The sequence below is a fragment of the Candidatus Defluviilinea proxima genome, from assembly GCA_016721115.1.
In the GTDB taxonomy this organism is placed as follows: Bacteria; Chloroflexota; Anaerolineae; order Anaerolineales; family Villigracilaceae; genus Defluviilinea; species Defluviilinea proxima.
The window spans coordinates 2,142,305-2,167,627 of the sequence record JADKIW010000001.1; the positions used below are offsets into that span (position 1 = coordinate 2,142,305).

The 25,323-nt window shown below is 46.3% G+C and carries 23 protein-coding genes; 21 read left to right on the plus strand and 2 right to left on the minus strand.

Annotated elements, in window-relative coordinates; genetic code table 11:
• Positions 1 to 7: 7 nt before the first annotated feature.
• From IPP66_09970 to IPP66_10065, 20 genes are all read left to right on the plus strand, one after another.
• A complete protein-coding gene (locus tag IPP66_09970) occupies positions 8 to 2,062 on the plus strand; it encodes a hypothetical protein (protein ID MBK9925606.1) in 2,055 nt (684 codons plus the stop codon).
• Positions 2,059 to 2,994 carry a glycosyltransferase family 2 protein gene (locus IPP66_09975; GenBank protein MBK9925607.1) on the plus strand — a complete coding sequence of 312 codons (936 nt, stop codon included), beginning with the start codon at positions 2,059 to 2,061 and terminating at the stop codon, positions 2,992 to 2,994. The genes IPP66_09970 and IPP66_09975 overlap by 4 nt, the downstream gene beginning before the upstream one ends.
• 4 nt (positions 2,995 to 2,998) lie before the next feature.
• Complete coding sequence (locus IPP66_09980; GenBank protein ID MBK9925608.1) at positions 2,999 to 3,577, plus strand: hypothetical protein; 579 nt, start codon at positions 2,999 to 3,001, stop codon at positions 3,575 to 3,577.
• An 18-nt stretch (positions 3,578 to 3,595) separates the two neighbouring features.
• The gene (locus IPP66_09985) at positions 3,596 to 4,060 is read left to right on the plus strand and encodes a GNAT family N-acetyltransferase (protein ID MBK9925609.1); all 465 of its coding nucleotides are present in this window, start codon (positions 3,596 to 3,598) and stop codon (positions 4,058 to 4,060) included.
• A gap of 57 nt (positions 4,061 to 4,117) precedes the next feature.
• Entirely contained in the window at positions 4,118 to 4,891 is a 774-nt protein-coding gene (locus IPP66_09990) for an alpha/beta fold hydrolase (protein MBK9925610.1), read from the plus strand.
• 139 nt (positions 4,892 to 5,030) lie between these two features.
• On the plus strand, positions 5,031 to 5,696 hold the full coding sequence (locus IPP66_09995) for an acylneuraminate cytidylyltransferase family protein (GenBank protein ID MBK9925611.1): 666 nt from the start codon (positions 5,031 to 5,033) through the stop codon (positions 5,694 to 5,696).
• A 5-nt stretch (positions 5,697 to 5,701) separates the two neighbouring features.
• Complete coding sequence (locus tag IPP66_10000; GenBank protein MBK9925612.1) at positions 5,702 to 7,663, plus strand: hypothetical protein; 1,962 nt, start codon at positions 5,702 to 5,704, stop codon at positions 7,661 to 7,663.
• A gap of 20 nt (positions 7,664 to 7,683) precedes the next feature.
• Entirely contained in the window at positions 7,684 to 8,649 is a 966-nt protein-coding gene (locus IPP66_10005) for a phosphoglycerate dehydrogenase (GenBank protein ID MBK9925613.1), read from the plus strand.
• Positions 8,639 to 9,397, plus strand: coding sequence for an SDR family oxidoreductase (locus tag IPP66_10010; protein MBK9925614.1), 759 nt, complete (start codon positions 8,639 to 8,641; stop codon positions 9,395 to 9,397). The genes IPP66_10005 and IPP66_10010 overlap by 11 nt, the downstream gene beginning before the upstream one ends.
• 1 nt (position 9,398) lies before the next feature.
• Entirely contained in the window at positions 9,399 to 9,746 is a 348-nt protein-coding gene (locus IPP66_10015) for a hypothetical protein (GenBank protein MBK9925615.1), read from the plus strand.
• Positions 9,743 to 10,558 carry a DUF115 domain-containing protein gene (locus IPP66_10020; protein MBK9925616.1) on the plus strand — a complete coding sequence of 272 codons (816 nt, stop codon included), beginning with the start codon at positions 9,743 to 9,745 and terminating at the stop codon, positions 10,556 to 10,558. Before IPP66_10015 ends, IPP66_10020 begins: the two co-directional genes overlap by 4 nt.
• 45 nt (positions 10,559 to 10,603) lie before the next feature.
• Positions 10,604 to 11,578 carry a glycosyltransferase gene (locus tag IPP66_10025; GenBank protein MBK9925617.1) on the plus strand — a complete coding sequence of 325 codons (975 nt, stop codon included), beginning with the start codon at positions 10,604 to 10,606 and terminating at the stop codon, positions 11,576 to 11,578.
• 16 nt (positions 11,579 to 11,594) lie between these two features.
• On the plus strand, positions 11,595 to 13,091 hold the full coding sequence (locus IPP66_10030) for a glycosyltransferase family 39 protein (GenBank protein ID MBK9925618.1): 1,497 nt from the start codon (positions 11,595 to 11,597) through the stop codon (positions 13,089 to 13,091).
• A complete protein-coding gene (locus tag IPP66_10035; GenBank protein ID MBK9925619.1) occupies positions 13,088 to 14,011 on the plus strand; it encodes a sulfotransferase in 924 nt (307 codons plus the stop codon). The genes IPP66_10030 and IPP66_10035 overlap by 4 nt, the downstream gene beginning before the upstream one ends.
• Entirely contained in the window at positions 14,011 to 14,823 is an 813-nt protein-coding gene (locus IPP66_10040; GenBank protein ID MBK9925620.1) for a glycosyltransferase, read from the plus strand. The genes IPP66_10035 and IPP66_10040 overlap by 1 nt, the downstream gene beginning before the upstream one ends.
• 34 nt (positions 14,824 to 14,857) lie before the next feature.
• A complete protein-coding gene (locus tag IPP66_10045; protein ID MBK9925621.1) occupies positions 14,858 to 15,475 on the plus strand; it encodes a hypothetical protein in 618 nt (205 codons plus the stop codon).
• Complete coding sequence (locus tag IPP66_10050) at positions 15,472 to 16,926, plus strand: O-antigen ligase family protein (GenBank protein ID MBK9925622.1); 1,455 nt, start codon at positions 15,472 to 15,474, stop codon at positions 16,924 to 16,926. Before IPP66_10045 ends, IPP66_10050 begins: the two co-directional genes overlap by 4 nt.
• A gap of 85 nt (positions 16,927 to 17,011) precedes the next feature.
• On the plus strand, positions 17,012 to 18,766 hold the full coding sequence (locus IPP66_10055; protein ID MBK9925623.1) for a sensor histidine kinase: 1,755 nt from the start codon (positions 17,012 to 17,014) through the stop codon (positions 18,764 to 18,766).
• A 34-nt stretch (positions 18,767 to 18,800) separates the two neighbouring features.
• The gene (locus IPP66_10060; GenBank protein MBK9925624.1) at positions 18,801 to 20,816 is read left to right on the plus strand and encodes a hypothetical protein; all 2,016 of its coding nucleotides are present in this window, start codon (positions 18,801 to 18,803) and stop codon (positions 20,814 to 20,816) included.
• A gap of 43 nt (positions 20,817 to 20,859) precedes the next feature.
• Positions 20,860 to 22,569: a hypothetical protein gene (locus IPP66_10065; protein ID MBK9925625.1), complete on the plus strand. Its 1,710-nt coding sequence runs from the start codon at positions 20,860 to 20,862 to the stop codon at positions 22,567 to 22,569.
• Positions 22,570 to 22,632: 63 nt separating this feature from the next.
• On the opposite strand, the gene rdgB is transcribed toward IPP66_10065, so the two are convergent.
• Both rdgB and queG read right to left on the minus strand, forming a co-directional pair.
• Positions 22,633 to 23,232, minus strand: a complete 600-nt coding sequence (rdgB, locus tag IPP66_10070; GenBank protein MBK9925626.1) for an RdgB/HAM1 family non-canonical purine NTP pyrophosphatase — start codon at positions 23,230 to 23,232, stop codon at positions 22,633 to 22,635.
• Positions 23,233 to 23,255: 23 nt separating this feature from the next.
• Positions 23,256 to 24,308: a tRNA epoxyqueuosine(34) reductase QueG gene (queG, locus tag IPP66_10075; protein ID MBK9925627.1), complete on the minus strand. Its 1,053-nt coding sequence runs from the start codon at positions 24,306 to 24,308 to the stop codon at positions 23,256 to 23,258.
• A 714-nt stretch (positions 24,309 to 25,022) separates the two neighbouring features.
• Here queG and IPP66_10080 point away from each other — a divergent pair.
• On the plus strand, positions 25,023 to 25,208 hold the full coding sequence (locus tag IPP66_10080) for a hypothetical protein (protein MBK9925628.1): 186 nt from the start codon (positions 25,023 to 25,025) through the stop codon (positions 25,206 to 25,208).
• Positions 25,209 to 25,323 lie beyond the last annotated feature (115 nt).

The following is a 25,323-nucleotide window of genomic DNA, read 5'->3' on the forward strand; positions in this document are numbered from 1 at the left end:
ACTATCCATGATCGGTAACGTGAAGAAATTAACCCAAACCCGCTGGTTCGAAGTCATTTTTCTGGCTTTGATCTCTGGGTTTACCTATCTGCCTCGTATTGGCGAACTGACCTATTACCGCGACGATTGGTACTTCCTCTATGATGCGCTCGTCTTTGGTCCCAAGGCCTTGATCGAGGTCGCGCTTCACACCCGTCCCATCCGCGGACCGTTGTACGCACTGTATTTTTCGTGGTTTGGGTTAAATCCGTTTCCGTATCATGTTGTCATGTATCTCACTCGTTTGTTGGGGGGGATTGGTGCTTTATGGCTATTCAACTTGATCTGGCCGAAGCGTCATCGCGCCAATTTTTTCATGGCCGTGTTATTTGTGCTGTTCCCGGGGTTCCTGTGGTGGGTGGCAGGATTTGAATTTCAACCTTACGTATTGAGCGTGGGGCTCCAAGCGTTTTCCATTGCCTTTACCTTGAAAGCGATTGCTTCTGAATCCATGCCCAAACGACTCGGTTGGACCGTTGCCGCCTTGTTTTCGGGCTGGGCCTATCTGGCTTTGGTGGAATATGCCATCGGTATGGAAGCTTTTAGGCTCATCTGTGTTTATTTATATATCCGGCGGAGAAACGCGCAATCAACTTTTATAGCGTCTGTTCTTCAAACGCTGAAAACCTCTGGGCCTCATTTGTTAGTCCCTGTTGTATTTTTGGTTTGGTATCAATTCCTGTTTGATAATTGGCGTAAGGCACAGGATGCCGGTACGCAACTTGGCGCTTTGTTCTCTTCACCAACAACCATGCTGTGGCGCACGATTGATGTTGTTCGAAGTTTCTTGAATGTGTCCCTTTTTGCGTGGATCATTCCCTTTTATCAGAACTTTTATGGCAATCGCCTCAAGGACATTGTCACCGGCTCGGTCTTCGCTGTTTTTGTCCTTGTCCTTATTTATCTTGCGAACCGATATTTGACCACTTCCTCGTCTGACGAGGAAGAACCCGTAGTATCGCAATATACCTGGCAACGGGAAATGCTTTGGGTGGGCTTGCTCGGTACACTTGGCGGAGTTCTTCCCGTTGTCCTTGCCAATCGTCTTGTGACGTTTGAACGCATCTCTCAATACACACTCCCTGCGTCTTTAGCAGGTGTTATCTTTCTTGGTGGGCTGATCTATTCGGTCTTTCCAAAAAATATTCGTGTGATGTTGTTCTCCGGGCTGATCGGTTTGGCGGTCTTGTCGCACCATGGACTTGCCGCACAAGCGGTCAATGAGGAGGCGACCATTTCCGATTTTTGGAAACAGGTCGTTTGGCGCGCACCAGATATCAAGTCCGGCACGACGCTGGTGATTGTATATCCTGATATCAATTACCTTGATGGGAACGATGTTGCGTGGGGGCCTGCTAATTTCATCTATTACCCTGATAAGCAGAAACAGATGCCTGTTGTTGTTCCCTTGCCCGCTTCACGCTTGGAGCCGGATAGTATCTTGCAGATCATCAACGGTAACAAATCTTTTGAGCAGACAGACCTTGTGATCAAATTTATTCAAACTGAAACGAATTACAAAAATCAATTGATCATGACGCAACCTTCACAGGACTCCTGTGTCCATGCACTTGATCCTCGCTGGCCTGATCTGTCAACATCTGAACTGCCATTCATCCATGCCGCTTACCAGAACTCGAAGATCGAAAATATTGTCACAGATGCAAAGGCGCATGAATTGCCGGTGTATGGCTTTGGCCCTGCGCTTCCTCAAGAGTGGTGTTATTACTATCAAAAAGCTGATCTCGCACGCCAGCAGGGCAATTGGGAGGAAGTTGCGCGTTTGGGGAATGAAGCGCAAAAACTTGAGTTACATCCCAATGACCAAATTGAATGGATGCCGTTCCTGCAGGCCTATGCATTTCTGGGCAACAAAAAACAGGTCAACGGAATTTCCACCCGCATCAATACGGAACCATATTATCGCCAGCTTGCCTGCAAGAACCTCAATGCGATGGCGGATCACGGTTATCCTCTCACTCCCGATATGCAAAGCCAGGTGGACGAATTGTTTTGTCAATGAACTGCTCCATAGTTATCCGTGCCTATAACGAAGAAAAACATATTGGACGTTTGCTCGAAGGGATCCGACAACAGACCATCAAAGATGTCGAGGTCATCCTCGTCGATTCAGGCTCGACCGATAAAACTGTTTCGATTGCAGAAGCCTTTGGCGCACGCCTCGTGCGGATCCCGTCAGCGGAGTTTACGTTTGGGCGGTCTCTCAACTTCGGGGTCCGCGAAGCGACGCGTGAATTCGTCGTCATTGCCAGTGCGCATGTATATCCCGTCTATCCCGATTGGTTGGAGAGTTTGTTGCGTCCATTTGAAGATGAGCGTGTAGCTTTGACTTATGGCAAACAACGTGGGTATGACCGGTCAAAATATTCAGAGCATCAGATATTTCATCAATGGTATCCCGATGCAAGCACAGCTGAGCAACTAACGACATTTTGTAATAATGCCAACGCCGCCATCCGCAAAAGTCTGTGGGAGAAAAACCCTTACGATGAAACTTTGACTGGTCTCGAAGATGTTGCATGGGCGAAGTGGGCAAAGGAACAGGGATATAAAATTTCTTATACTGCCGAGGCAGAGATCATCCATGTACATGATGAAGCACCGCATGGAGTGTACAACCGCTATCGTCGTGAAGCGATGGCCTTGAGGAAGATCTATCCCGAAGCGCATTTTAGCTTTTATGATTTTTTGCGCCTGACCACAACCAATATTTTGAGCGACCTATGGCATGCAACTCGTGAGCATGTGTTGTGGAGAAATGTATCTTCGATCTTCTGGTTTCGCTTTATGCAGTTTCACGGTACACGTATGGGGCACCGCGAGACGAGTTTGATCACACCGCAGTTACGTGAGACGTTCTATTATGCACGGGAACGCAAACAAGAGAATGTACGTCAGAGGGATGTAGCACCGATTCAGTACAAAAAGGAATAGCGCCATGCCAAAACAAAAACAGCAATCTTCTGTAAATCCAGATTTTGTTAAGCCCATTATTCTGGCAGGAGTGTTTTTGATTATTTACGCGATCATCAATGGCTTTTTCACGTTAGCGAATACAAGAATAATACATCCATCTCCTTCTGCTGTCCCTGCTTTGGAAACTGTGTTCGTGTCAACTGAACTGATAGAAATGCGCGCCAAAGTCCATGTGGATGCACACGAAGCCTGGCAAAACACAAATATATTTGTAGAAAAAGGGACGACGGTTCAGGTCAAAGTGTTGGATGGTGAATGGACCGAATGGGACGGCGTACGGGGCGATAACTCTGGCAACGGATCTGGTTATATTTGCGCCAAAACCATGAAATCTGAAAATTGTATCGAGCCTGTACCTGATTTCCCGTCAGGGGCTTTGATCGGCAGAATTGACAGACAAACCCTGAAGATTGGGTTTGGCGGAACATTTACTGCTGATCACTCTGGTGTATTGCAGTTGCGAATGAATGATGCGGATACAGGTTTATACGATAACAATGGGGTATTAACAGTTGAAGTTGTGCTCAATAAAGGGAAATAGGACAGTTATAATCATTCCATGACTACATTAATCCCCATGACCCCAACTGAGTTTGATGCTTTCCTGGATGTGGCTATTCCTGAATATGCCGCGGATAATGTTGATGCAGGATATTGGAACGAATCAGAAGCCTTGGAGAAATCGCGCAACGAGTTCGAAAGGCTTTTGCCTCAGGGTGTACAGAGCGAAAACCATTATCTCTATACGATCAATGATGGAGACAATATGGTCGGTGTGATATGGTTGCGCGCAAATGTAGACCGCCCTACTAAAAACGGTTTTATTTTTAGTTTGCGTATTGATGAAAAGTTTCGCGGCAAAGGATATGGCAAGCAGGCAATGTTATTGATCGAAGAGAAGGCGCGCAAACTGGGGTTGAAATCTATCGGCTTGCATGTGTTTGCGGTGAATACTGTGGCGCGGAAGCTGTATGAGAGTGTTGGGTATGATGTCAGTAGTTTGAACATGAACAAAAAGTTGTGATCTGTAACTTCAATTATTTTTAGTCGCCCCATAATTTAAAGGTAGAAGGAATATCAAATGAAAACCAAAACCATTGTCCTTATTCACGGCATGTTCATGTCTCCTTTGTGTTGGGAGAAGTGGATTCCTTATTACGAATCCAAAGGCTATAAGGTGGTTGCACCTGCCTGGCCTGGGCGGGATAAGCCTGTTGGTGAACTTCGCAAAGCGCATCCTGACCCTGAATTAGCGAAATTGAAACTTGGCGATATTGTTGAACATGTTGAAAAGGTTTTTCAAACATTAGATGAAAAACCTGCCATCATTGGCCACTCCATGGGTGGGTTGGTGGTACAGTTATTGCTTCAACGGGATATCGTTGTTGCGGGTGTGGCAATTGACCCTGCGCCACCTGCGGGTGTATTTACCACCGAGTTCTCTTTCTTGAAGGCAAACTTTCCTGCGATCAATCCGTTCTTACTGCGTCAGCCTGTGCAAATGTCGTTTGAGCATTTTCAGTATGCATTCGTCAATACACTTCCACTTGATGAACAGCGCGCCGCATATGACCGTTATGTTGTTCCTGAATCGCGCGGTGTACCTACATCATCGCTTGGCGATGCAGGTAAAGTGGACTTCCAACGTCCACGGCGCCCGTTATTGATCACGGCAGGGGAGAAGGATCATATTATCCCAGCCTCATTGAACCGCTCGAATTATAAGAAATATAAAGGGCCATCGATCACCGATTTCAAAGAGTTCTCCGGGCGTGACCATTTTCTGATCGGCTCAAGAGGTTGGGAAGAAGTGGCAGATTATTGTTTGGAATGGCTGAAACAAAAGGTGGAATAAGTTGCAGGTCTCGTCCTTCTGAAGCCATTCCCCCCAAACTTTACATGATCTGGTGATAATCGCTCAAGATGACAGTCTCTTAATTAAAGGGGCTGTCATCTTTCATAGAGTGGGAGTCAATTCGGTATAATCACAAGATATGAAACTCATTGCCCTTGTCCCCATGCGACACCATAGCCAGCGTGTGCCTGGCAAGAATTACCGTAACCTTGCTGGGAAGCCGTTGTATCAACATATTGTTGAAACGCTCCTAGCCGTCCCTGAGATCAATGAGATCGTTGTGGATACAGACTCAGATCCCGTCATGAGCGGGTTGCGTAAAAACTTCCCACAAGTAAAGATCATCAATCGCCCTGAGCATTTGCGTGCAGACGATATCCCTATGAACGAAATATTGATCCACGACACAGAACAGTATCCTGCCGATTTTTATTTGCAGACACATAGCACGAATCCATTGCTCAAAGCTGAGACAGTCTCAAAGGCAATTCAAGCATTTCGTGCGAGTTACCCTGAAAAGGATTCGTTGTTCTCCGTCACGCGTTGGCAGACCCGTCTGTATTTTCAAGATGGACGTGCCATCAACCATAACCCGAAAGAACTTATTCAAACACAGGATCTACCGCCTGTATATGAAGAGAATTCATGCCTGTACATTTTCACGCGAGAAAACCTCGTTAAAAAACATCACCGTATTGGGGATATGCCCTTGATGTTTGAGATGGACGCTGATGAAGCCTGGGATATCGACGAAGAGTTGGATTTTGTCATTACCGACTATCTGGCACAAAGACAGCGTAGTTGATTGCGATGAACGCGGGGCATGATGTGGTTTTAAAGTATTGCAAGATCGCTATTATGATCGTAGCGGTTATCTTTGTGGCATTGACCCTCGTGCCTTTTCATGAGGTGAAATCCATTTTAAATGGATTGTCACCTGATAATAATTCTTCCATCCTCACGCCATCCACAATTGTGGTTTTTCGGGCGTTTTTTATTGTTACCGCCCTAATATTGCTTGCCTATGTTCATGGGGAAAAGGGATGGGCGAAGCTATACGCGCTTTTGTTGGCATCTCTTTACGGAGTTATATGTTCGGCACAGATCTTGGGGATTTTTGGGGCGTATCGCCTCGTTTTGGTTTTACCTCTTACTGTTGGTATTGTGCTGTTCTTATTTGTCTTGTATGAAAAATACTGGTCAACGGGGTTTTACGATTCTGTATTTCATCGTTCTGCTAACACCAAAGACAGATTTCTGGATTATGGTTTTTGGACGGTGGGGACGATCCTCCTCCTGTTCCTAATCCTTGCGCCTCTTGTGCTTTGGCCCTTTTCACAAGTTAATCGGACATTGGCATGGGATGTTGGGATATATCACTTCCCTAAAGCATTGGAACTTGCCAATACCGGCTCGGCCTGGGATTTGACGATCTCCTACGGCGAATATCCTTTTGGGTATGAATCATTATTCGCGTTTGCGGCATTGTTCAATCGAAGCGGTATGTTGTTTGGTTCCATGCATGCCATTGGCGTTCTGTTTTTTATGCTGACCTTTTGGCTTCTCTTGTGTAGATATACCAATCTACCTGTTGGGTTTAATTTTCTAATAATCGTCTGTCTTTTGATTAGCGGGCTGTTCTGGCGGGATAAACTATACAATATTTGGTGGATCTATCGCATTGTTTTGTATAACACGATCGGCAAGAACGATCTTTTCCTTGCGGCGGGTATATTAGCGATCTTGTTGCACGTTCCGTCTGATCTAAAAACTAAGATCAATACATGGCATTTATTAGGTATGGCATCTACAACGATGATCGCATTAAGCGTAAAACCTAATGCCATATTTATTATTGCTCCATCCTGGGTGCTAGTGTTTTTTGTTTATTTCCGAGGGGAAAACCGCGTAGATATTCTTCCAAAGATTGGAAGTTTATTACCTTATGCTTTCATGATCGTACCAGGCTCCCTATGGATAGGGCGGAATCTGATCGGTCAAGGTACTGTCTTTTCATCGGGTGTGTTGCAATTGCAAGAGCAGAGCATTTTAAATAACCTGACCAACCCGAAGTTGTACTCCGGTATGTCACCTACTATGATCGTAGTGTTGATCGTTATGGTTGGCTCATGTTTTATGGTATTTCGTCATAGTCGAATGTCTTGGATATTTATTTGCGCTTTCCTTATTCTTTTTTTTAGCTTTATTTCAACCCCTGCTTCTGGCTTTATACATGCTTCAGACGAAACAGCCAATTTCTCGTGGCGCTTTGGCGTGGCATTATTAACTTTTACATGTGTCGCCATCATCATATGGATTGAACCGTGGCTTGCTAAAGGTCTCCAGTGGCTATTTAATAGGACGGATATAATTCATTTGATTCTATCTGCGCTTATGGTTGGTTTAGCCTTGTGGACAACCTGGAACTGGCGTTGGTTTTTCTGGCCCGATCTATCAAACAGCATTGTGCTGGAAGACCAGTATAGTAAGCCAGTTGGCGCAGACGGATATAATAGTGCATTCGATTATCTTCATAAGAACGTAACTTATTCTGTTGTATGGGTTGAGAATGGCCTGCCATATTATGCATACGGAGATGGCTTTACAAACTCGACCACCCGAATCAAGTCTCCCGATTACTATGTCTTTCTCCAGACGGAGTGGCAAAAGGGTATCTACGGTTACCCGCCCGATCTAAATTCTGAAGAGTGGAACAATACATGGCAACTCGAATATGAAGATGGCGAAGGTCGCGTATATAAACGAAAATAAATCCATATGGGAATACAACTATGACATATAAAATTCTTTTCACTGCCCCTTACATGATCCCGTTTGCGGATCGCTTCAAACCTGTTTTTGATAAATATGGTGTCGAACTCATCATCCCTGATGTGCGTGAACGCATGGAGGAGGAACATCTCCTTCAGTATGCTGGCCAATTCGATGGGACTATTTGTGGGGATGACCGCTATACTTTGCGCGTCATCCAAGCCTGTTCCCCGCGCCTCAAAATTATCTCCAAGTGGGGGACTGGGATCGATTCGATCGACGCCGAGGCCTGCTCCCGGTATTCAATCAGCATTGGACGCACCTTGAACGCGTTTACCACCCCTGTAGCGGACTCTGTCCTTGCCTACATGCTTGCCTTCGCCCGTCGTCAGCCGTGGATGGATAAGGAAATGAAATCTGGCAAATGGGAAAAAATTCCAGGGAAGACTTTGAGCGAATGTACACTGGGTGTTGTCGGTGTTGGTAATATCGGCAAGGCAGTGACGCGCCGCGCACGCGCTTTTGGGATGAAAGTCTACGGCAATGATATTGTAGATGTTGACCATGTCTTTATTTCTGAAACAGGCATCGAAATGACGTCACTAGAGAACCTGTTGAAGAACTCCGATTTTATATCCATCAACTGTGACCTGAACCCGACCAGCCATCATCTGATGAACGCCAAAACATTTGCGTTCATGAAACCTAACGCTGTCATCATCAACACCGCCCGCGGACCACTCATCGATGAGAAAAGTTTGATCGAAGCGTTGCAGGCTAAACGTCTGGCAGGAGCCGCGTTGGATGTCTTTGAGGTGGAACCGTTACCGTTGGAGAGTCCGTTAATGAAGATGGATAACGTCATGCTCGCTCCGCACAATACCAATTCCAGCCCGACCGCGTGGGAGCGAGTGCATTGGAATACGATCAAAAATTTGTTGGATGGGCTGGGGATTGATTCGAGTGACTTGAAAAATGACAAATAAAACTGTTCTCATCACTGGGGTAGGTGGAGGCATTGGACGTGCCTCTGTGTATCATTTTGCAAAAAAAGGCTGGCAGGTCATTGGTGTGGACCGTTCGGATTTTGGCGATGGCTTTCCTGCTGACGGACGATTCATCAAGGCGGATATTTCACATCCCGCTTCTGCTGAGTTGATCTTTCAACAAGCGAAAGAATTCAGTCCCACGTTGGACGTGCTGGTGAACAATGCCGCTGTTCAGGTTGCCAAGCCGCTGATCGAAACAACCGTTGAAGAATGGGATGCGGTTATGGCGTCCAATTTACGCTCGGTGTTTTTGTTTGTGAAGTTGGCGCATCCGTTGATGAAGGCGGCAGGGGGCGGGGCGATCGTAAACGTTTCGTCTGTGCATGCGATACAGACTTCTGCGAACATCGCTGCGTATGCCGCATCCAAAGGCGGCTTGCTCGCGTTGACCCGCGCCATGGCGATCGAGTTCGCGCCGGATAACATCCGCGTGAATGCGATTTTGCCCGGTGCCGTGGATACTCCCATGCTCCGTGCAGGACTTGGCCGTGGACATGTGGGCGGTAGCGATGTGCAGGAACGACTCGATAACCTTGCGCGCAGAACTGTAAATGGAAAAGTGGGCAAGCCTGAAGAGATCGCCAGTTCGATCTATTTCCTTGCTGATAACGAGCAATCTTCGTTTATGACGGGGCAGGCGCTGGTTGTGGACGGGGGAGCGACGGCGCGACTAAGCACGGAGTGAAATGAAACCTTCACAGATCGTTCGTCTTCTATTCTTTCTGACAATTGCGATTCTGTTTGTGTTTGGGATCGGTTCGCTTTTGCGGATCGGTGAGAACCCTGATCGAAAGGTTTTGTATATCTTCTATGCCCTCGTCATGTTTGGCGATGCAGTTGCGATGTTGTTTTGTGTTTTGCAGTTGGATAAAAGAAAGAAATGGATCTACTATCTAACGGTGTTCGTACTTTGCTTGAACATCTTTCCAACGATCTTTGATCAATTCGGCCTTGTGGATTTGCTCTTCCTGTCCTTGAATCTGATCACGTTGATCGTTTTGATTATGGCTCGTAAGGAATTCCTTCCTGTATGAAACAAACTCTGAAACAAATCATCCCGCAACCCGTTTGGCATTTTGCGCGTGATACCTATGACGCATTCCGGCGCATCCCTGAATTACCCGATGCGTATCTCCATCCGTGGAGACGTGAGAGCATCAGGCGTCTTGCTGATCTGAAGGACATTCACAAAGGCAAGCGTGCCTTCATCATTGGCAATGGACCGTCTCTCAAGCAGACTGACCTCAGTAAGCTAAAGGGCGAAGTCACCTTTGCGATGAATCGCTTTTACCTCGCATTCCCTGATCTTGGCTTCGCAACATCCTATATCTGTGTGACGAATGATCTCGTCGTCGAGCAATTTGCTGATGATCTTGCTAAGCTTCCAATTCCCAAGTTTATCGCATGGAGATCGCATAGGCACTTCAAACCTGAGATTTCACTGAAGGACATTCCAACCTTCGTCTACACTTCCTACACTGGCCCGCGGTTTACGACTGACTCGCGCAGACGAGTCTGGGAAGGTGCGACAGTCACCAACTTGGCACTGCAACTTGCGTATCACATGGGCGTCGAGAAAACGATCCTTATTGGCGTGGACCACAACTTTAAAGACAAAGGCGAAGCGAACAAGACTGTTGTTTCAACAGGTGATGATCCCAACCATTTCGATCCGCGTTATTTTGGCAAAGGGATCAAATGGCAACTGCCAGACTTGGACACTTCTGAGATCGGATATACCTTTGCACGTGAAGCCTATCGTAAGGCAGGCCGCGAAGTGGTGGACGCCACTGTCGGTGGTAAATTGGCGATCTTTCCTAAAGTGGATTACAACACCTTATTTTAGATTTACGATTTTGGATTTGCGATTAACCTTGAACTCCCTAACCCTGTGAAACTGAAACCTTTGCCAAACCATCCCATCGTTTCGATTGTGACTCCCTCCTACAATCAAGCATCCTATCTTGAACAGACTCTGCGTTCTGTTTTGGAGCAAGATTATCCGCGTATTGAATACATCGTGATTGATGGCGCATCCACGGATGGGTCAGTTGATATCATTAAGAGCCATGCGGACAAATTGGCCTGGTGGGTGAGTGAAAAGGACTCAGGTCAAGCCGAAGCCATCAATAAGGGATTGACCCGTGCGACGGGCGAGATCATCGCCTGGCTCAACTCGGATGATTATTATTTCCCGAATGCCATTTCAAACGCTGTAAAAGTTTTCGAGGAAAACCCCGATGTGGTCATGCTCTATGGCGATATGCTGGCTGTGGATGAATACGGGCAGACCATCAACGAGCTGAAATACAAACAGCTGACTCTTGAAGACCTGTTGTGCTTTCAGATCATCGGTCAACCAGCGGTGTTTTTTCGGCGCGAAGCGTATGAGAAAACAGGTGGACTTGATATGTCCTTTCACCTTTTGCTCGACCATCAATTTTGGATCCGCATTGCACAACACGGAAAGATATTGCATGTGGATCAAACGTGGGCGGCGGCGCGTTATCATGCGCAGGCAAAGAACCGTGCCAAAGCCGCAGAGTTTGGGCGTGAAGCCTTCCGCATTTTGGATTGGGCGAAGACTCAGGCTGGTTTGGCCGAAGCAGTTTCGGGCGTGGAAAGACGCGCGCGCGCATCCGCGAACCGAGTCGATGCGCGGTATCTTCTTGATGGAGGAAAGTCCGCGTCTGCATTGGCGGCGTGGTTCCGCGCGCTGTTCATCCATCCACCTACAGCTTTGACGCGGATGAATATTCTGGTTTCGGCGTTGTTACAACTTAGCGGGTTGAGCAGGTTGCGTGACCTGATCTTGCGCCGCCGCGCGCACTCATTTTCGAGCGACAAGCAGAAAACTCGAATCTGATAAAATACACGCGCATATGTCATCTATATTCTCAAATCGATTCGTACGAATCGCCGCGCTGGTCATTTTGTTGGGCGCGGCGATTACCATTCGCCTGTATGATCTCACAGACCTGCCGTTTGACTTTCATCCCACGCGACAATTGTTATCAGTGATCCGGGCACGTGGCTTGTTTTATGAAACCCAGCCTGATGGCTACCCCACGTGGAAATTGGAAGCGGGTATTCAACACATGCAATCCAAGGCGGATATCGAGCCAGTTGTGTATGAACGTTTGGTTGCGTTCACCTATCGCTTCACAGGTGAACAAATTTGGGTTGCGCGCATCTACTCATCTCTCTTTTGGTTGATCGGTGCAGTTTTTCTTTTTCTACTGGTGCGCGAGCTTGTTTCTTTCGAAGGCGCACTCGTTTCAACCGCGTACTTTTTATTGTTTCCTTACGCGGTTATCGCGAGCCGTAGTTTTCAACCAGATATCTTGATGATCGCGTTGACAATCTCCTTTTGGTGGATGTTGCTACGCTGGACTCGTTCGCCATCCTGGATGAATACGCTTCTTTCTGGACTTTTGGGCGGGTTCGCCATCTTTATCAAATTCCCCGCTGCATTCTTTGTCATCGGCGGCGCACTCGGACTTGTGCTGAGTCGTTATACATTTATCGAGTTGTTCCGAAACATAAAGATGTGGGTTCTCGCTGTGATCGGCGCACTGCCTCCGTTGCTCTATATCTTCTACGGTGTATTTATCAACGGACGTTTGGGCGTGGAGTTCACGGGAAACTTTGTCCCATCATTGATGTTTAGCTTGTTGAACTACGTGTATTGGGAAACAAAAGCCAGCATTGCGGCGGGCGGTCTCTTCATCATGCTTGGTCTGCTCGGACTCTTTCTCGTCAAGAATAAACAACTCCGTTCGATGTTGTTAGGGCTGTGGATCGCTTATTTTATTTTTGGCATGTATTTCAACTATCACGCTGGCACACATGATTACTATCATCTGCCACTGATCCCCATCGTGGCGATCTCGCTGGCGTCGCTTGGGGATGTGATCTTTGCTCGTTTGGCAGAATCAGCTTCAAGTCGATGGATGCGAAGCGCCGTGTATCTCATCCTGCTCTTGGGTATGTTCTCTGTCGTGTGGGATGTCCGTAACAAAATGAAGGCTGTGGATTATCGTCCCGAAGCCGCGATGTGGGAGGAGATCGGCGAGAAGCTGAATCACGAAATGACGGCCATCGCGCTCACGGCAGATTATGGCTCGCGCCTGCAATACTTCGGCTGGACGAGTACAGCCTACTGGCCTGCTTCTGGTGATATTTATGCCGCAGGTTTACATGGCGAAGATTTTGCGTTCGATAAAGAATTCAATCGGCGCGTACAGAGCAAACGATATTTTCTTGTGACCGATTTCAAAGACCTGAAAGCACAGCCTGAGTTGCAGGCTCGGTTATCTACGTACCCGATCTTCGCGCAAGGCGAGGGGTATGTAATTTACGATTTGGAGAACCAATGAGTGATATTCTGCATCCCATTCTTGTCACAGGCGCGCATCGAAGCGGGACCACATGGGTGGGTAGGATGCTTGCCGCTGATTCAGAAACAGGCTACATCAGTGAACCGTTGAATGTGTTGCATCGCCCCGGCGTGCTTCGTGCGCAAGTCAAACATTGGTATCAATATATTTGTGATGAGAATGAAGACGAATATTTAACCCCGCTACAAGAGACACTCCAATTTGATTACCATCTTTTTTCTGAGATACGTTCTTTACGGTCATTTAAAGATGTTTTGCGCATGGGACGTGATTTCACCCTCTTTTATCGTGCGTTACTAAGTGGTCAACGTGCGCTGGTAAAAGATCCGTTTGCGGTGTTTTCAACGCCGTGGTTTGCGAAAAAATTGAATTGTAAGGTTGTCATTACAGTGCGCCATCCCGCCGCATTTGCTGGCAGTTTACAACGCCTCGATTGGAGTTTTGACTTCAACGATTTATTGGGCCAGCCATTGCTGATGCGTGATCATCTTGAAATATATCGGAATGAAATGCAGGCCGTGAAAAAAGATGACATCATTGGGCAGGCTTCATTGTTGTGGAAGATGATCTACGCTTCGGTTCATTCCACCCGTAAGCTGAATCCTGATTTCATAGTTGTTCGCCACGAAGACATTTCCCGTGATCCCATTAACGGATATCGCGATCTGTACGCAAAGCTCGGCCTCGACTTTAGTTCGCGTGTGGAACAATTCATTCTCAATTCAAGTAGTTCAGAAAACCCGAAAGAACTCTCAAAGAAAAAGACGCATTCCGTTAAATTGGATAGCGCCGCTAACATCAAGAGCTGGAAGAAACGCATGCCCGAAGAAACTGTCAAACGGATTCGCGAGATCACAGACGATGTTTCTCGTCTGTATTATTCCGATGAGGAATGGTAATGCCCAACCAGCCTTTGGTTTCTATTGTTACCCCATCTTTCAATCACGCCCGTTTCATCGAAGCAACGATGCAATCCGTGTTGACGCAAGATTATCCGCGCATTGAATATCTGGTTGTGGATGGCGGCTCGAACGATGGAACGGTGGATGTTATAAAAAAATATGATGGTAGGGGCGGGGTCCTCCCGTCCAATTCTGGTAGTGGCATAACTTGGTGGGTGAGCGAAAAGGACAAGGGGCAAACCGACGCGATTAACAAAGGATTTGCGAAAGCGACAGGTGACATCCTTGCCTGGTTGAATTCGGATGATACGTATGCGCCTGGTGCCATCAGTGCGTCGGTCAAATACTTGCAGGAACATCCGGAAGTGGGAATGGTCTATGGGGATTGCAATTTCATCAACGAACAGGGAAATGTGATCGGCCAATTCAACTCTGCCCAAACGGATTATCATCTGCTCCGTCAGGGATATGTCCACATCCCACAACAAACCATGTTCTTTCGCAAGGAATTGTGGGAACAGGTCGGGCCGCTTGACCCGTCTTTTTATTTCGCGATGGATTACGATCTGTGGACGCGCATCGCCGCGCGTAGTGAGATCAAATACGTGCCGCAAACTTGGGCGAACTTCCGATTACATACCTCGGGCAAAACCATTGCCGCCGATGATCGCTGTTGGCCTGAGATGGTACGAGTCCATTACCGCGATGGCGGTTCGTTTTTTTCGGTTATTGTGGCGAAGTATTACATCCGAAAATTGATCGCGCCACTCTGGAATTGGCGCAGAAGAAAGATGTTGAACATATCGTAGGGGCGGGGTTTCCCCGCCCAAAGAATTGGAATGTATGAAATTATTATTCTCTCCTCCCTCCATTGATGATCTCATTCGCTTGTTCAAGGCGTGGCGTTATTGGTCTGTAGGTGCTCTGATCGGCGGTCTCATTGGCGCGGCAATTTATTATGTTGCTCCGCCGCCATACCGCGCGCATGCCGTTGTCCTTGTGGATTTCAACCTTGAGCAAGCCTGGCCACAAGAAACAGACCGCGAGCAGTTCTATTATCTTGAGCGAGAAGTTCGTAAACTGGAAGAGATTGCACTTTCCGATACGGTTATGGAATCCATTGCAGAGCGGAGCGGAAATACATCCACAACTGAACTTCGCAATGGAATGCTTACCCTCAGCCAGCCTGCTGAAGGTGGCTGGAACTTCTATGTGGAGGATAATGACCCGCAACGCGCCTCGTCTCTTGTCGCTTTGTGGGCGCAGAATTTTGCCGAGCAGGTCAGTCTGCAAAAACGGATGGAGGGCGGACCTAATTCCTTTATCGAGGCCAAAGTGATACGGACCTCGCAATTTATTTCTGAACGTAGCGTGCCCATCAGCACATATCTGTTTGTTGGTGCAGTTGTCTTCCTTGTTCTTGGTTCGATCGTTGTATTGTTTGTGTCCAAACCGCAATGACCATCACAGCAAAATTTGACGAACTCTTTCCAAAGTTGGCGCGCATTTTATGGGGCGCAGTTCTATTCACCATGCCGGTGACGAGCTTTCGCTTTTTCCCATTCATGGGTGAAGGGACGTATGTCCGACCACTGGCGTTTTACCCTGTTGCTTTATTATTGCCTTTGTTGTTGATCCAATGGATGCGCGGGAAACTCTCCTTGCCGAAAGTGGGGACGTTGATTCCGCTTCTCGTGTTCGTATTGGTCACTTTGGCCGCATCAGTGATCGGGTCCGTTCTTGACCCGTTGCCATTGCGTGGACAAGACTACTTCGGAAGAGTCATCCGCGCATGGGCAACGCTTGTGATCGGACTGTCCTTTTTCATTACGGCAGTTTGGATGAATAAGGATGAGGATGATCTGCGATTCTCCGTCCGTTGGTTGTTGGCAGGCTTTGTTGTGGATGTGTTGTGGAGCGGTGTGCAATCGCTCGCGTTCTATACGCCTTTACTCAAAAAAGTGACGGTGACCCATTGGCAACGCTTGTTCTCGATGCGTGAGTTGGTGAAGACCAATCGTGTTTCAGGGATGGCGTATGAACCTGCGTGGTTGGCGGGGCAGATCGGAACCGTGTATTTGCCCTGGTTGTTCGCGTCTCTTCTGACCCGTGTGCGGGTGACTCGTTTCAAATGGCTTGAGATGATCCTTTTGGGTTTTGCTCTGTTGCTTCTGCTCGCCACGTATTCGCGCGGCGGATTGTTGACTGCCGGGGTTGCATTGGTTCTCACTTTCCTTTTTACTGGGCGTAAAGAATTGCGTGAGATATGGGCTTGGTTCATCTCTGGGTTTCGCGGCGGCATGGGATTGTTGTTGCGCGTGGGTGTGATCGTGATCGCCCTCGGCGCAATGGTTGGCGCGGGAGTCTTTCTCAGCCAAAAAGAATATATTACGCGTTTGTTCGATACAAACGCCGAAAGTGTTGAAGATTTTATTGTCCAAAACTCAGCGGGCGCACGCGGAGCATATACCTTTGGGGCGTTGGGTGCATATGAAGAAAGCCCGGTTACTGGGGTGGGATTGGGTGCCAGCGGGTTTTATATTTACGACAACCTTCCCGATTGGGCCATGACTTTTGTGCCGGAGATCGCACGTCAACTCAGCCCTAGTAATAATCTGTATCCCAACCCAAAGAACATGTATGCACGTCTGCTGGCGGAGACCGGGTTGGTTGGTTTTTTTGTATTCTTTGCCTTTCTATTTTCAATACTTGGAGATGCGTTGATCGCCTTGAAGAACGGCTCCGCTTTCATGCGTTTCCTGGGTGTGATGGGCTTGTTCTCATGGATCGCTATTTTGATCTATAACGCCACACAGGATTCGTTTGCCATCCCCAACATCTGGATCAATTTTGGCATTCTGGCAGGTATTACGGCGCACGCGCTCGAGCGAGAAAATAACCCTGTTCCCTGATTCTCTGTACATTGTCACATTAACTTTAGTCTATTTGTAACCCCTTCCATGAGGGGTATTTGCGATTTTCGGGTATCATTGAAACATGCGCAGGTTTGAATCTCCTTACGTAGCCGATTGGTTCGCCTCATCGTTGCGCTGGCTCTTGCTGGTGGGCATGATGCTGTCCCTGTCGATCCGTGGACAGGTGGCAACAAAGGCGTTTTGGGTGTTAGTGTTCATGATCTTGTGGAACCTTGCGATGAGCGCACTCGCCACCCTAAATTTCCGTATGCCATATCATCGTTATATTGTTGTTGGTGTTGACCTCATACTCTCAGCAATTTATTTTGGAGCACAAAGTGCACACCCTAGCGGGGCATCTGTCTGGTCGGGGACAATTCCCATCTTAACCGGCGCGATCTATTTTGAAATGTGGGGAGCATTCCTCATGGCAGGTCTCTTCGCGCTTTGGCAGGGCTTTACTCTGCGCGACACGATCTCAAGCGGCTTTGCATTTTTTATTTCCAGTGGCATATTGTTTTCCTTGTTCGTTGGCCTTGTAGGCGGATTATTGGGACGTTTTGGAATGGTGCGATTGCGTTCTTCACGTCAGGTCCGTTTGGATGCGGAAGAACGCCGCCGCCGCGCAGAGACCGAACGCCTGCGAGCCATCTATGAACTTTCTTCCACGTTGACAGCGACTCTCAGTTACAAACGTGTGCTTGATTCTGCGCTTGACCTCGGATACAACGCCCTCCATCCAAACTTTGATCCTGATGAACCACGCGATGAACGGTTGGTGAGTGCTGTGTTGTTGTTCAAAAATGACGAACTGACCGTTGGTTCTGCGCGTCGCTTTACCAACTCAGATATGCGCGCTACTTTGCATGGGAACGATGGCATCCTCAAGAGGGTGTTGGATGAAGGGGAAGCGGTCTTCACACAGGATATCGGTTACGACCCCGAACTCGGACGCATCATTGCGTTGCGTTCGTGTTTATCCGCCTATTGTTTTCCGTTACGAAGTGGTTTTAATGTATATGGCGCAATGTTATATGCCCACCCCGACATAAATTATTTCACACAAGAACGACGTGACCTGCTTGATATCATCGGTCGCCAAGCGGTTATTGCAGTGCAGAATGCAAGTTTGTATCAAGATCTTGTAGAAGAGAAAGAACGCATGATCGAAGTGCAAGAAGAAACGCGCAAAAAATTAGCCCGCGACCTGCACGATGGCCCTACCCAATCTGTTGCGGCGATGGCGATGCGTATTAACCTTGTCCGCCGTATGATGGCGAAAAGCCCGAAAGACGCGATGGAAGAATTGCAGAAGATCGAGGATCTGGCTCTCCGTACCACGAAGGAGATTCGCCACATGCTATTTACATTGCGGCCGCTCATTCTTGAGTCACAGGGCTTGACCGCAGCGCTCCAGGCGATGGCCGAAAAGATGCGTGAGACCTTCACACAGAATGTAATCATCAATGTAGACGAGAATGTTCTCGAAAATATGGAAATGGGCAAACAAGGTGTGATCTTCTACATCATCGAAGAGGCCGTCAACAATGCCCGTAAACATGCCAGTGCAGCACATATTTGGGTACGTCTACGTTCCTTTGAGACAGAGATCGCACTATTAGAGATTGAAGATGATGGGGCGGGCTTCGACGTAGCGGCAGTCCATAAATCTTATGATAAGCGCGGAAGTCTTGGCATGGTCAACTTGCGCGAACGCACAGAACTGGTCACTGGGTTATTGAATATTGACTCTTCCATTGGCAAGGGGACGAGAATTCAAGTCTATATTCCGCTTTCTGAAGAAGCCGCAGATCGTCTGCACCATGCCCGACGATAGTGGGATTTTATTTTATATAAATGAGAGTTCACCATTGAAAGAAAAAATCAAACAACTAGGTAACAGTAAATTTACCGTTCCCATATTGTTGCTCGTTCTCATTGTTATTGCTTATGGATTGCTCACTCCGTGGATGGGTTTCTATTGGGATGACCTTCCCTTTGCCTGGATATCTCGATTTCTCGGCCCGACAGAATTTATTGAAGCGTTTCGTCCATTTCGCCCTCTGCTTGGATATATTTTCACCATCACTACTTCGCTGTTTGGGGAACATCCTATTACGTGGCAAATTCTTGGGCTGATAACGCGCCTCTTTCTCGGACTGGAAGTTTGGATCTTGCTTAAACAAGTTTGGCCTCGCCAAAAGCATTTAGTCCTTTTTACAACATTATTATTCACTCTCTATCCAGCGTATCAACAACAGGCAATTGCGTTTACACATATCAATCAGGAATGGATTCCATTCTTATTTCTTCTCGCTTCGTTTATTCTTACAACTTGGGCTGTACGGCATGATCGATCAACAATATGGCTGATCGTACTTTCCATTGTTTTTCAAATATTGGGGCTGTTTTCGACGGAATATTTTTTTGGCTTAGAGATTCTGCGATTCTTGTTTGTTCTCGCTGTTCTTTCAGAAACGATACGAAATAGAAATACCTTGCTGAAAAAGGCGGCTTGGATTTGGCTTCCGTATTTCATTGTTTGGGTAGCTAATGCTATATGGACGTACAGTTATCATCGCTCTACGGCTTATAACTCGTATGATATTAATGCCTTTTCTGCCTTAGCTCCGATAAATATTATCAATGAATTTTTGAATACACTAACTGTTTCTGGCTTTACCTCTTGGATAAATCCATTTAATCTTTTTAAAGTCGTTGATGGCTCTGCCACTCAAATAATTTCGATCTTTATACTTTCTCTTGTAGCTATATTAGTTTTTCTGGTAACACAAATAGTTGGCGATGTAGATGATATCAAAGACGATACGTCACATCAGTTTGGCTGGTGGGCGATATCCATAGGTTTAGTGGGGATCTTTGCAGGGCGTCTTCCTTCTTGGGCGGCAGGGTTACCTTTAAAGATAGATTTTGATTACGACCGATTATTTATTTCTATTATGTTGGGGGCAAGTCTTTTCATCGTAGGGCTGGCAGATATCCTATTAAGAAATGGACGCGTAAAACTCGTTCTCTTGAGCGTTTTTATTGGTGTATCAGCGGCTAGTCAGTTTTCAACGACAAATACGTTTCGTCGTGATTGGGCAAACGAGCAGGATCTATTCTGGCAAATGGCTTGGCGAATGCCTGCTTTGAAAGATGGCACTGCCATATTGGCCTATGACCTGCCGCTGAAATATGCTTCGGATCTTCAGCTTACTGCCCCTTTAAATTGGATGTACACTCCTGATTTTAAAGGTCATGACCTTTCTTATGCCATACTGTATTTGAAGACAAGATTTACCCCTTCAAATCTAAAAGTAAATCAACCAATTACACTTCCATACCGAACTGCCAGCTTCACAGGAAACACATCTAATGTGGTCGTGATTTTCAAAGAGGCCGATGGGTGTTTACGTGTGCTTGACCCCATTTATAACAATGTTGAGACGGTCCCCGTAGAAAACAATTACCTTGCCCCGGCGATCCTCCTATCCAGACCTGATCTGATTCTGGTTGATGCTGACCTTCCGTCAATGGACAGGACTATGTTTGGGGATGAACCTGCTTATGGCTGGTGTTATATATACACACAAGCTGAAATTTATCGTCAAGTGGGGGATTGGGCTGAGATAGCAAAGCTATACAAGACATCAAAAAAATCTGGTTTGTATCCAACTTTGCCTGTTGAATATTTTCCCTTTATCGAGGCCCTTGCTCTGACAGGGGATTCTGACAAGGCTTTGGAGATTACCAGTCAGATCATAAAAGAGCAAAAAACACTTTGTCCCGCTCTTTTTACTCTTTGGGAAAGAGTATTGAAAACTCAACAAGATATCCTTCTTGATCCAGACAGTGTTTTACAAAAAGCATGTCAAAGCGGCTAAGCTTATAACAAATAAGGTTGAAAAATCTTGGAGATGCCGTTTCATGCGTCAACAACCATTAATTCCAAACATCATTATCCTAGCTTTACTACTTATTGATGGTTTACTATTTATATGTGTAGCCATTTTCGCTTACTTCATCGGAATTGATCCCAATCCGGGGTGGGGGGCCTCGCGGTATGTTCTTATGGCTTTAGGGGTGAGCCTTTTATTGGGAGTATTGTATTTCGCAAGAAAAGAAATACCCAATAATGCTTTTGTTGACGGAGTGAAAACCATTTATCTGTTTGGGCATATATGGTTGTGCGTCTTTATGGTGTACGCATGGTTTATCACATATGGAAACTTCACGACTTGGGACAATTCGACTCGATATTATGCCCATCAGGCAGACGCATTTAATGCAGGTCACTTATATTTAAAAATTAAGCCGAATATCGAATTGGCCGAGGCAGCTGACCCTTATGATCCCAAAACTCGCCCACAGTTCGATGACGAGATATGGGACATGTCCCTGTATAAGGGAAAGTTATATACCTACTGGGGTCCTATACCTGCTTTGCTGATGATGCCTTTTCAGGCTCGTTCTAATAAACTTCTGCCTGATATATACTCCGTCTTCTTTTTTTTCTGCGTTTTATTTGTTGTTAATTCCTTGATTATCCTAAAATTGCGGCAGTTGTTTTTCTCAGATATTCCTTTGCGGAATGTTGTAGTCTCAATTTTTCTGGTGGGATTTATATTGCCCGTTTTATGGTCGTTAAATATACCGGAAGTGTATGAAGCAGCCATTGGGGCCGGTCAGTTCTTTTTGATGGGCGGTGTATATTTTTTTCTTCTCGCAATGACCAAACAAAAAAACGGCTATTTATTTCTTGCTGGCCTCTTTCTAGCTGGGTCAGTCGGTTCCAGGGCGATCAATGTCTTTTCTGTAATCTTCGTGTTTATTGTGATATGCATTTGGATAATAAAGTCCAACCCTGGGGCGGTTGATCGAAAAAAGACCTTCATGTCTCTTGCTTGTTTGAGCATGCCTCTTGTAGTCGGTGCGATCTTTATTGGTTGGTATAACTGGGCAAGGTTTGATTCACCATTTGAGTTTGGCCTGCGTTATCAGATCACAATCCACAACCTGAATCGCGATATGCCCCTCACGTTCCTGCCTGATTACTTCCTGTTGAATTTCTATGCTTATGTTTTACAACCATTTGAGATGATTGCGCGATTTCCGTTTGTTCAGCCTGTAAAATTTTCGGCTTTACTGGCTGAAATGCAAATTAATTCGCCTAAATTATATGGGGCTGGTCCCGTTGTGGGCATGCTTTTTTACGGACCGTTTCTTTTGCTTGCGTTCCTGCCTTTTTTCTCTAAATTTAGAAAAAAGAGTGATTTACAAGAACAAGGAATAAACTTGAAACAAGCCGAAAGCTATTTGCTGGTTCTTTTGGCAGGCTCATTCTTGATCAATTTTATGCTTTCCCTGTTTTTTTTCTATGGGCAAATGCGTTATATCGGTGATTCTATTTTCCCAATTACATTTCTTGCGATTATTGGCTATTGGGAGCTTGTTCAATCAGCTCGCAGATCTCCATCTGGTCGTATGCGATTATTTGTCCAAATATCAAATGCCCTTTTGGTTATTACTATTGTTCTTAGCTTTCTACTTTCCTTTTCAAGTGAGAGGAATCGTATGGAAAAATTTAATCCTTTGCTGATGGAGAAGCTGAATTCTTTATTTACGCTTCAGTATTGAATTCATTTTGTTCTCTATTGAAAACGTAGGTTTTTGTCTTATGTTAGTAGTATTCCCTTAGTGTCAATCAAAGATTTTTTCCAGAATTCCCTTTGCATTCATCACCGCCTTGGCTCGATGGCTTAGGCGGTTTTTTTGTTCCATGGAAAGTTCAGCCATGGTTTTCCCCAACTCTGGTACTAAGAATATGGGATCATAGCCAAACCCGCCTGTGCCGCGTTCTTCGGGGATGATCTCGCCTTCGCAGATGCCTTCACTGAGTTGTACTTCATCATTCTTTGCGATAGCGATCATAGCGCGGAAGCGGGCCGTCCATGGATGGGATTTGCCTTGAAGTTTACTGACCAAGTATTTACGACGTTCGGCATCTGAAAGCTTATTCCCATTGATAGAACCATAGCGTGCAGAATATAAGCCAGGTTCGCCATTGAGTGAATCTACTTCGAGACCAGAGTCGTCGGCAAGGGAAACGAGGCCACTGGCTTGGGCGAAGGCGATGGCTTTTTTTGTTGCATTCTCAGCGTAGGTGAGTCCATCTTCGATGACATCGAGGTCGAGACCGATTTGAGCTGGGGTGATAAGTTCCACATCCATGTCTGTGAGAAGTTCTTGGAGTTCTTTGATCTTGCCTTGATTATTAGTAGCGATGAGAAGTTTGTTCATAATTGATTTTTTACCATAAAGCGTTATGAAGGTTTGTTTGAGATTTTATTTATTGCCCATTGGGCGTGTTCTCTTACCATGGGCTCTTCGTCGTTGAGCGCATTTTGTAGGACAGGAAGGTGGTGCATAGTCCCTGTGTTGCCGATGACAATGGCAACATTCCTCAGGTAACCACGTCGCTTTGTTCGCTTGACTGGATTCTGCTTGAAGCGTTGATTAAAGGCTTGGGGTGTAAGCAACAGTTCCTCGGTCAGATGTTGAGGCGGGGCCTTCGATTGAAAGACAGAGTCGCCCTCGGGTGCGAATCGATTCCATGGGCAGACCATTTGGCAGATGTCGCATCCGAAGGCCCAATCTCCGATCTTATCGCGCAGTTCCACGGGAATCTCATCCTTGAGTTCAATGGTGAGATAGGAAATACATTTGGTTGCGTCAAGCGTGCGGTTTGGAAGAATACATTGCGTGGGGCACGCTTGGATGCAACGTGTGCATGTGCCGCAGTGGTCGGTGGTGAAGGGCAAGTCGGATTCAAGTTCGATGTCAAGCAGGATCTCGGAGATGAAAAAATATGAACCGTGTTTGGGATTGATGAGACAAGTATTTTTGCCGATCCATCCGATGCCTGCACGCTGGGCGAGATCGCGTTCAAGAATCGGGCCAGTATCTGTGTAATAACGGTTCTTTACTGGACCTCCAACCTGCTCCTCGATAAATTGAACAAGTTCTTCCATTCGAGCGGGGAGGATGTCGTGATAATCTGCGCCTTGTGCGTACGCAGCAATTTTGATTTCATGCTGTTTTGTTGAAGGAGGGGAGTATGGGGTGGCAAGCACTAAAATCGATTTACATTCAGGAAGAATTTCGTACGGGTTTGCGCGACGCGTACGGGAACGATCATTAGCAAGGTAATCCATAGTGCCGTGATGACCTTGTGCGAGCCAGCTTTCGAATGTAGTGTAGTGTGTGGGATGCGCAGGAATCGTCACGCCAGTTAGGGAAAACCCTAACTGTTTTGATTTTATCTTTATTAGTTCTTTCAAGCCATTGGGGATGTTTGGCGCTTTTGTCGGGGTCATCTCTTGGGGGTGGGTCATCAGGGAATAAGTTTAGCAGATTAATACTAATCTCTACGTGTAATTGGCGATCACGATCTATTGTAACCCGCTTGACCAATGTATTTATAGCCTGCTTTTTGAGCTCAAATATTTCCAGCCGCTCTTCATCATTTTGAGGTATGACATTTAATGAGTCGAGCCCCGCTTGCAAATCGGCTAAATATTCTACGACTCTGGTTTCCCAATCACCCAAAGCATAGATATTTACTGCTTGCCCAATCTCTGCATATTCTCGCTTCAGGCTTAATTCTTGTAAAGCAATTGCGCCTAATTGATAATCCATATCGCTTTCAGTTATCGCGCCTTTGCGAGCTTGAGTGATTATCCATTGCCGCTCCATAGTGAGAGTGTCAATTTCTTTTTGTATTCAGTCTTGTTCAGCGTCCAATGTCACTGCATTATCCTGCAATTCGGCAACAATTTTGCGAGCTTGGGCTAAAAGGATTTCAGGCTTATCGATAGCCTTACAAACAGAGTGTCTAAAGTCAAAGGTGAGCTAGAATAGTTTGTATGAAATATCCAAGATGTAGTTCAAAAGAAAAACAATGTAAGGTGGGGTTTAATCCATCAGGTAGTCAGAAATATCGTTGCTACAAATGTGGCAAGAACTACACACCGAAACCCAACTTGAATGGATATCCCGTTGAAGTTTGACTAAAAGCAATTAAACTATATTTGGAAGGTAATAGTTTCAGGAGCATCCAACGACTTTTGAGAGTCAACCACCAAAGTGTGGCCAACTGGGTCAAAGCATACTCAGAGCAGTTGCCCAATGCACAAGTTCCTGAAAAGCCCAAAGTAGTCGAATTAGATGAGCTTTTTACTTTTGTTGGCAAGAAAAAAACATCTTCTATGTCCTGACGATCGTAGATCGAGAAACTCGCTGTATTTTGAGTTGGGATGTTGTCAAAGAACGAACTTCTGATGCAATACAAGCTTGCTTGGATCGTGCTCCCCAAGCCAGACAATATTACAG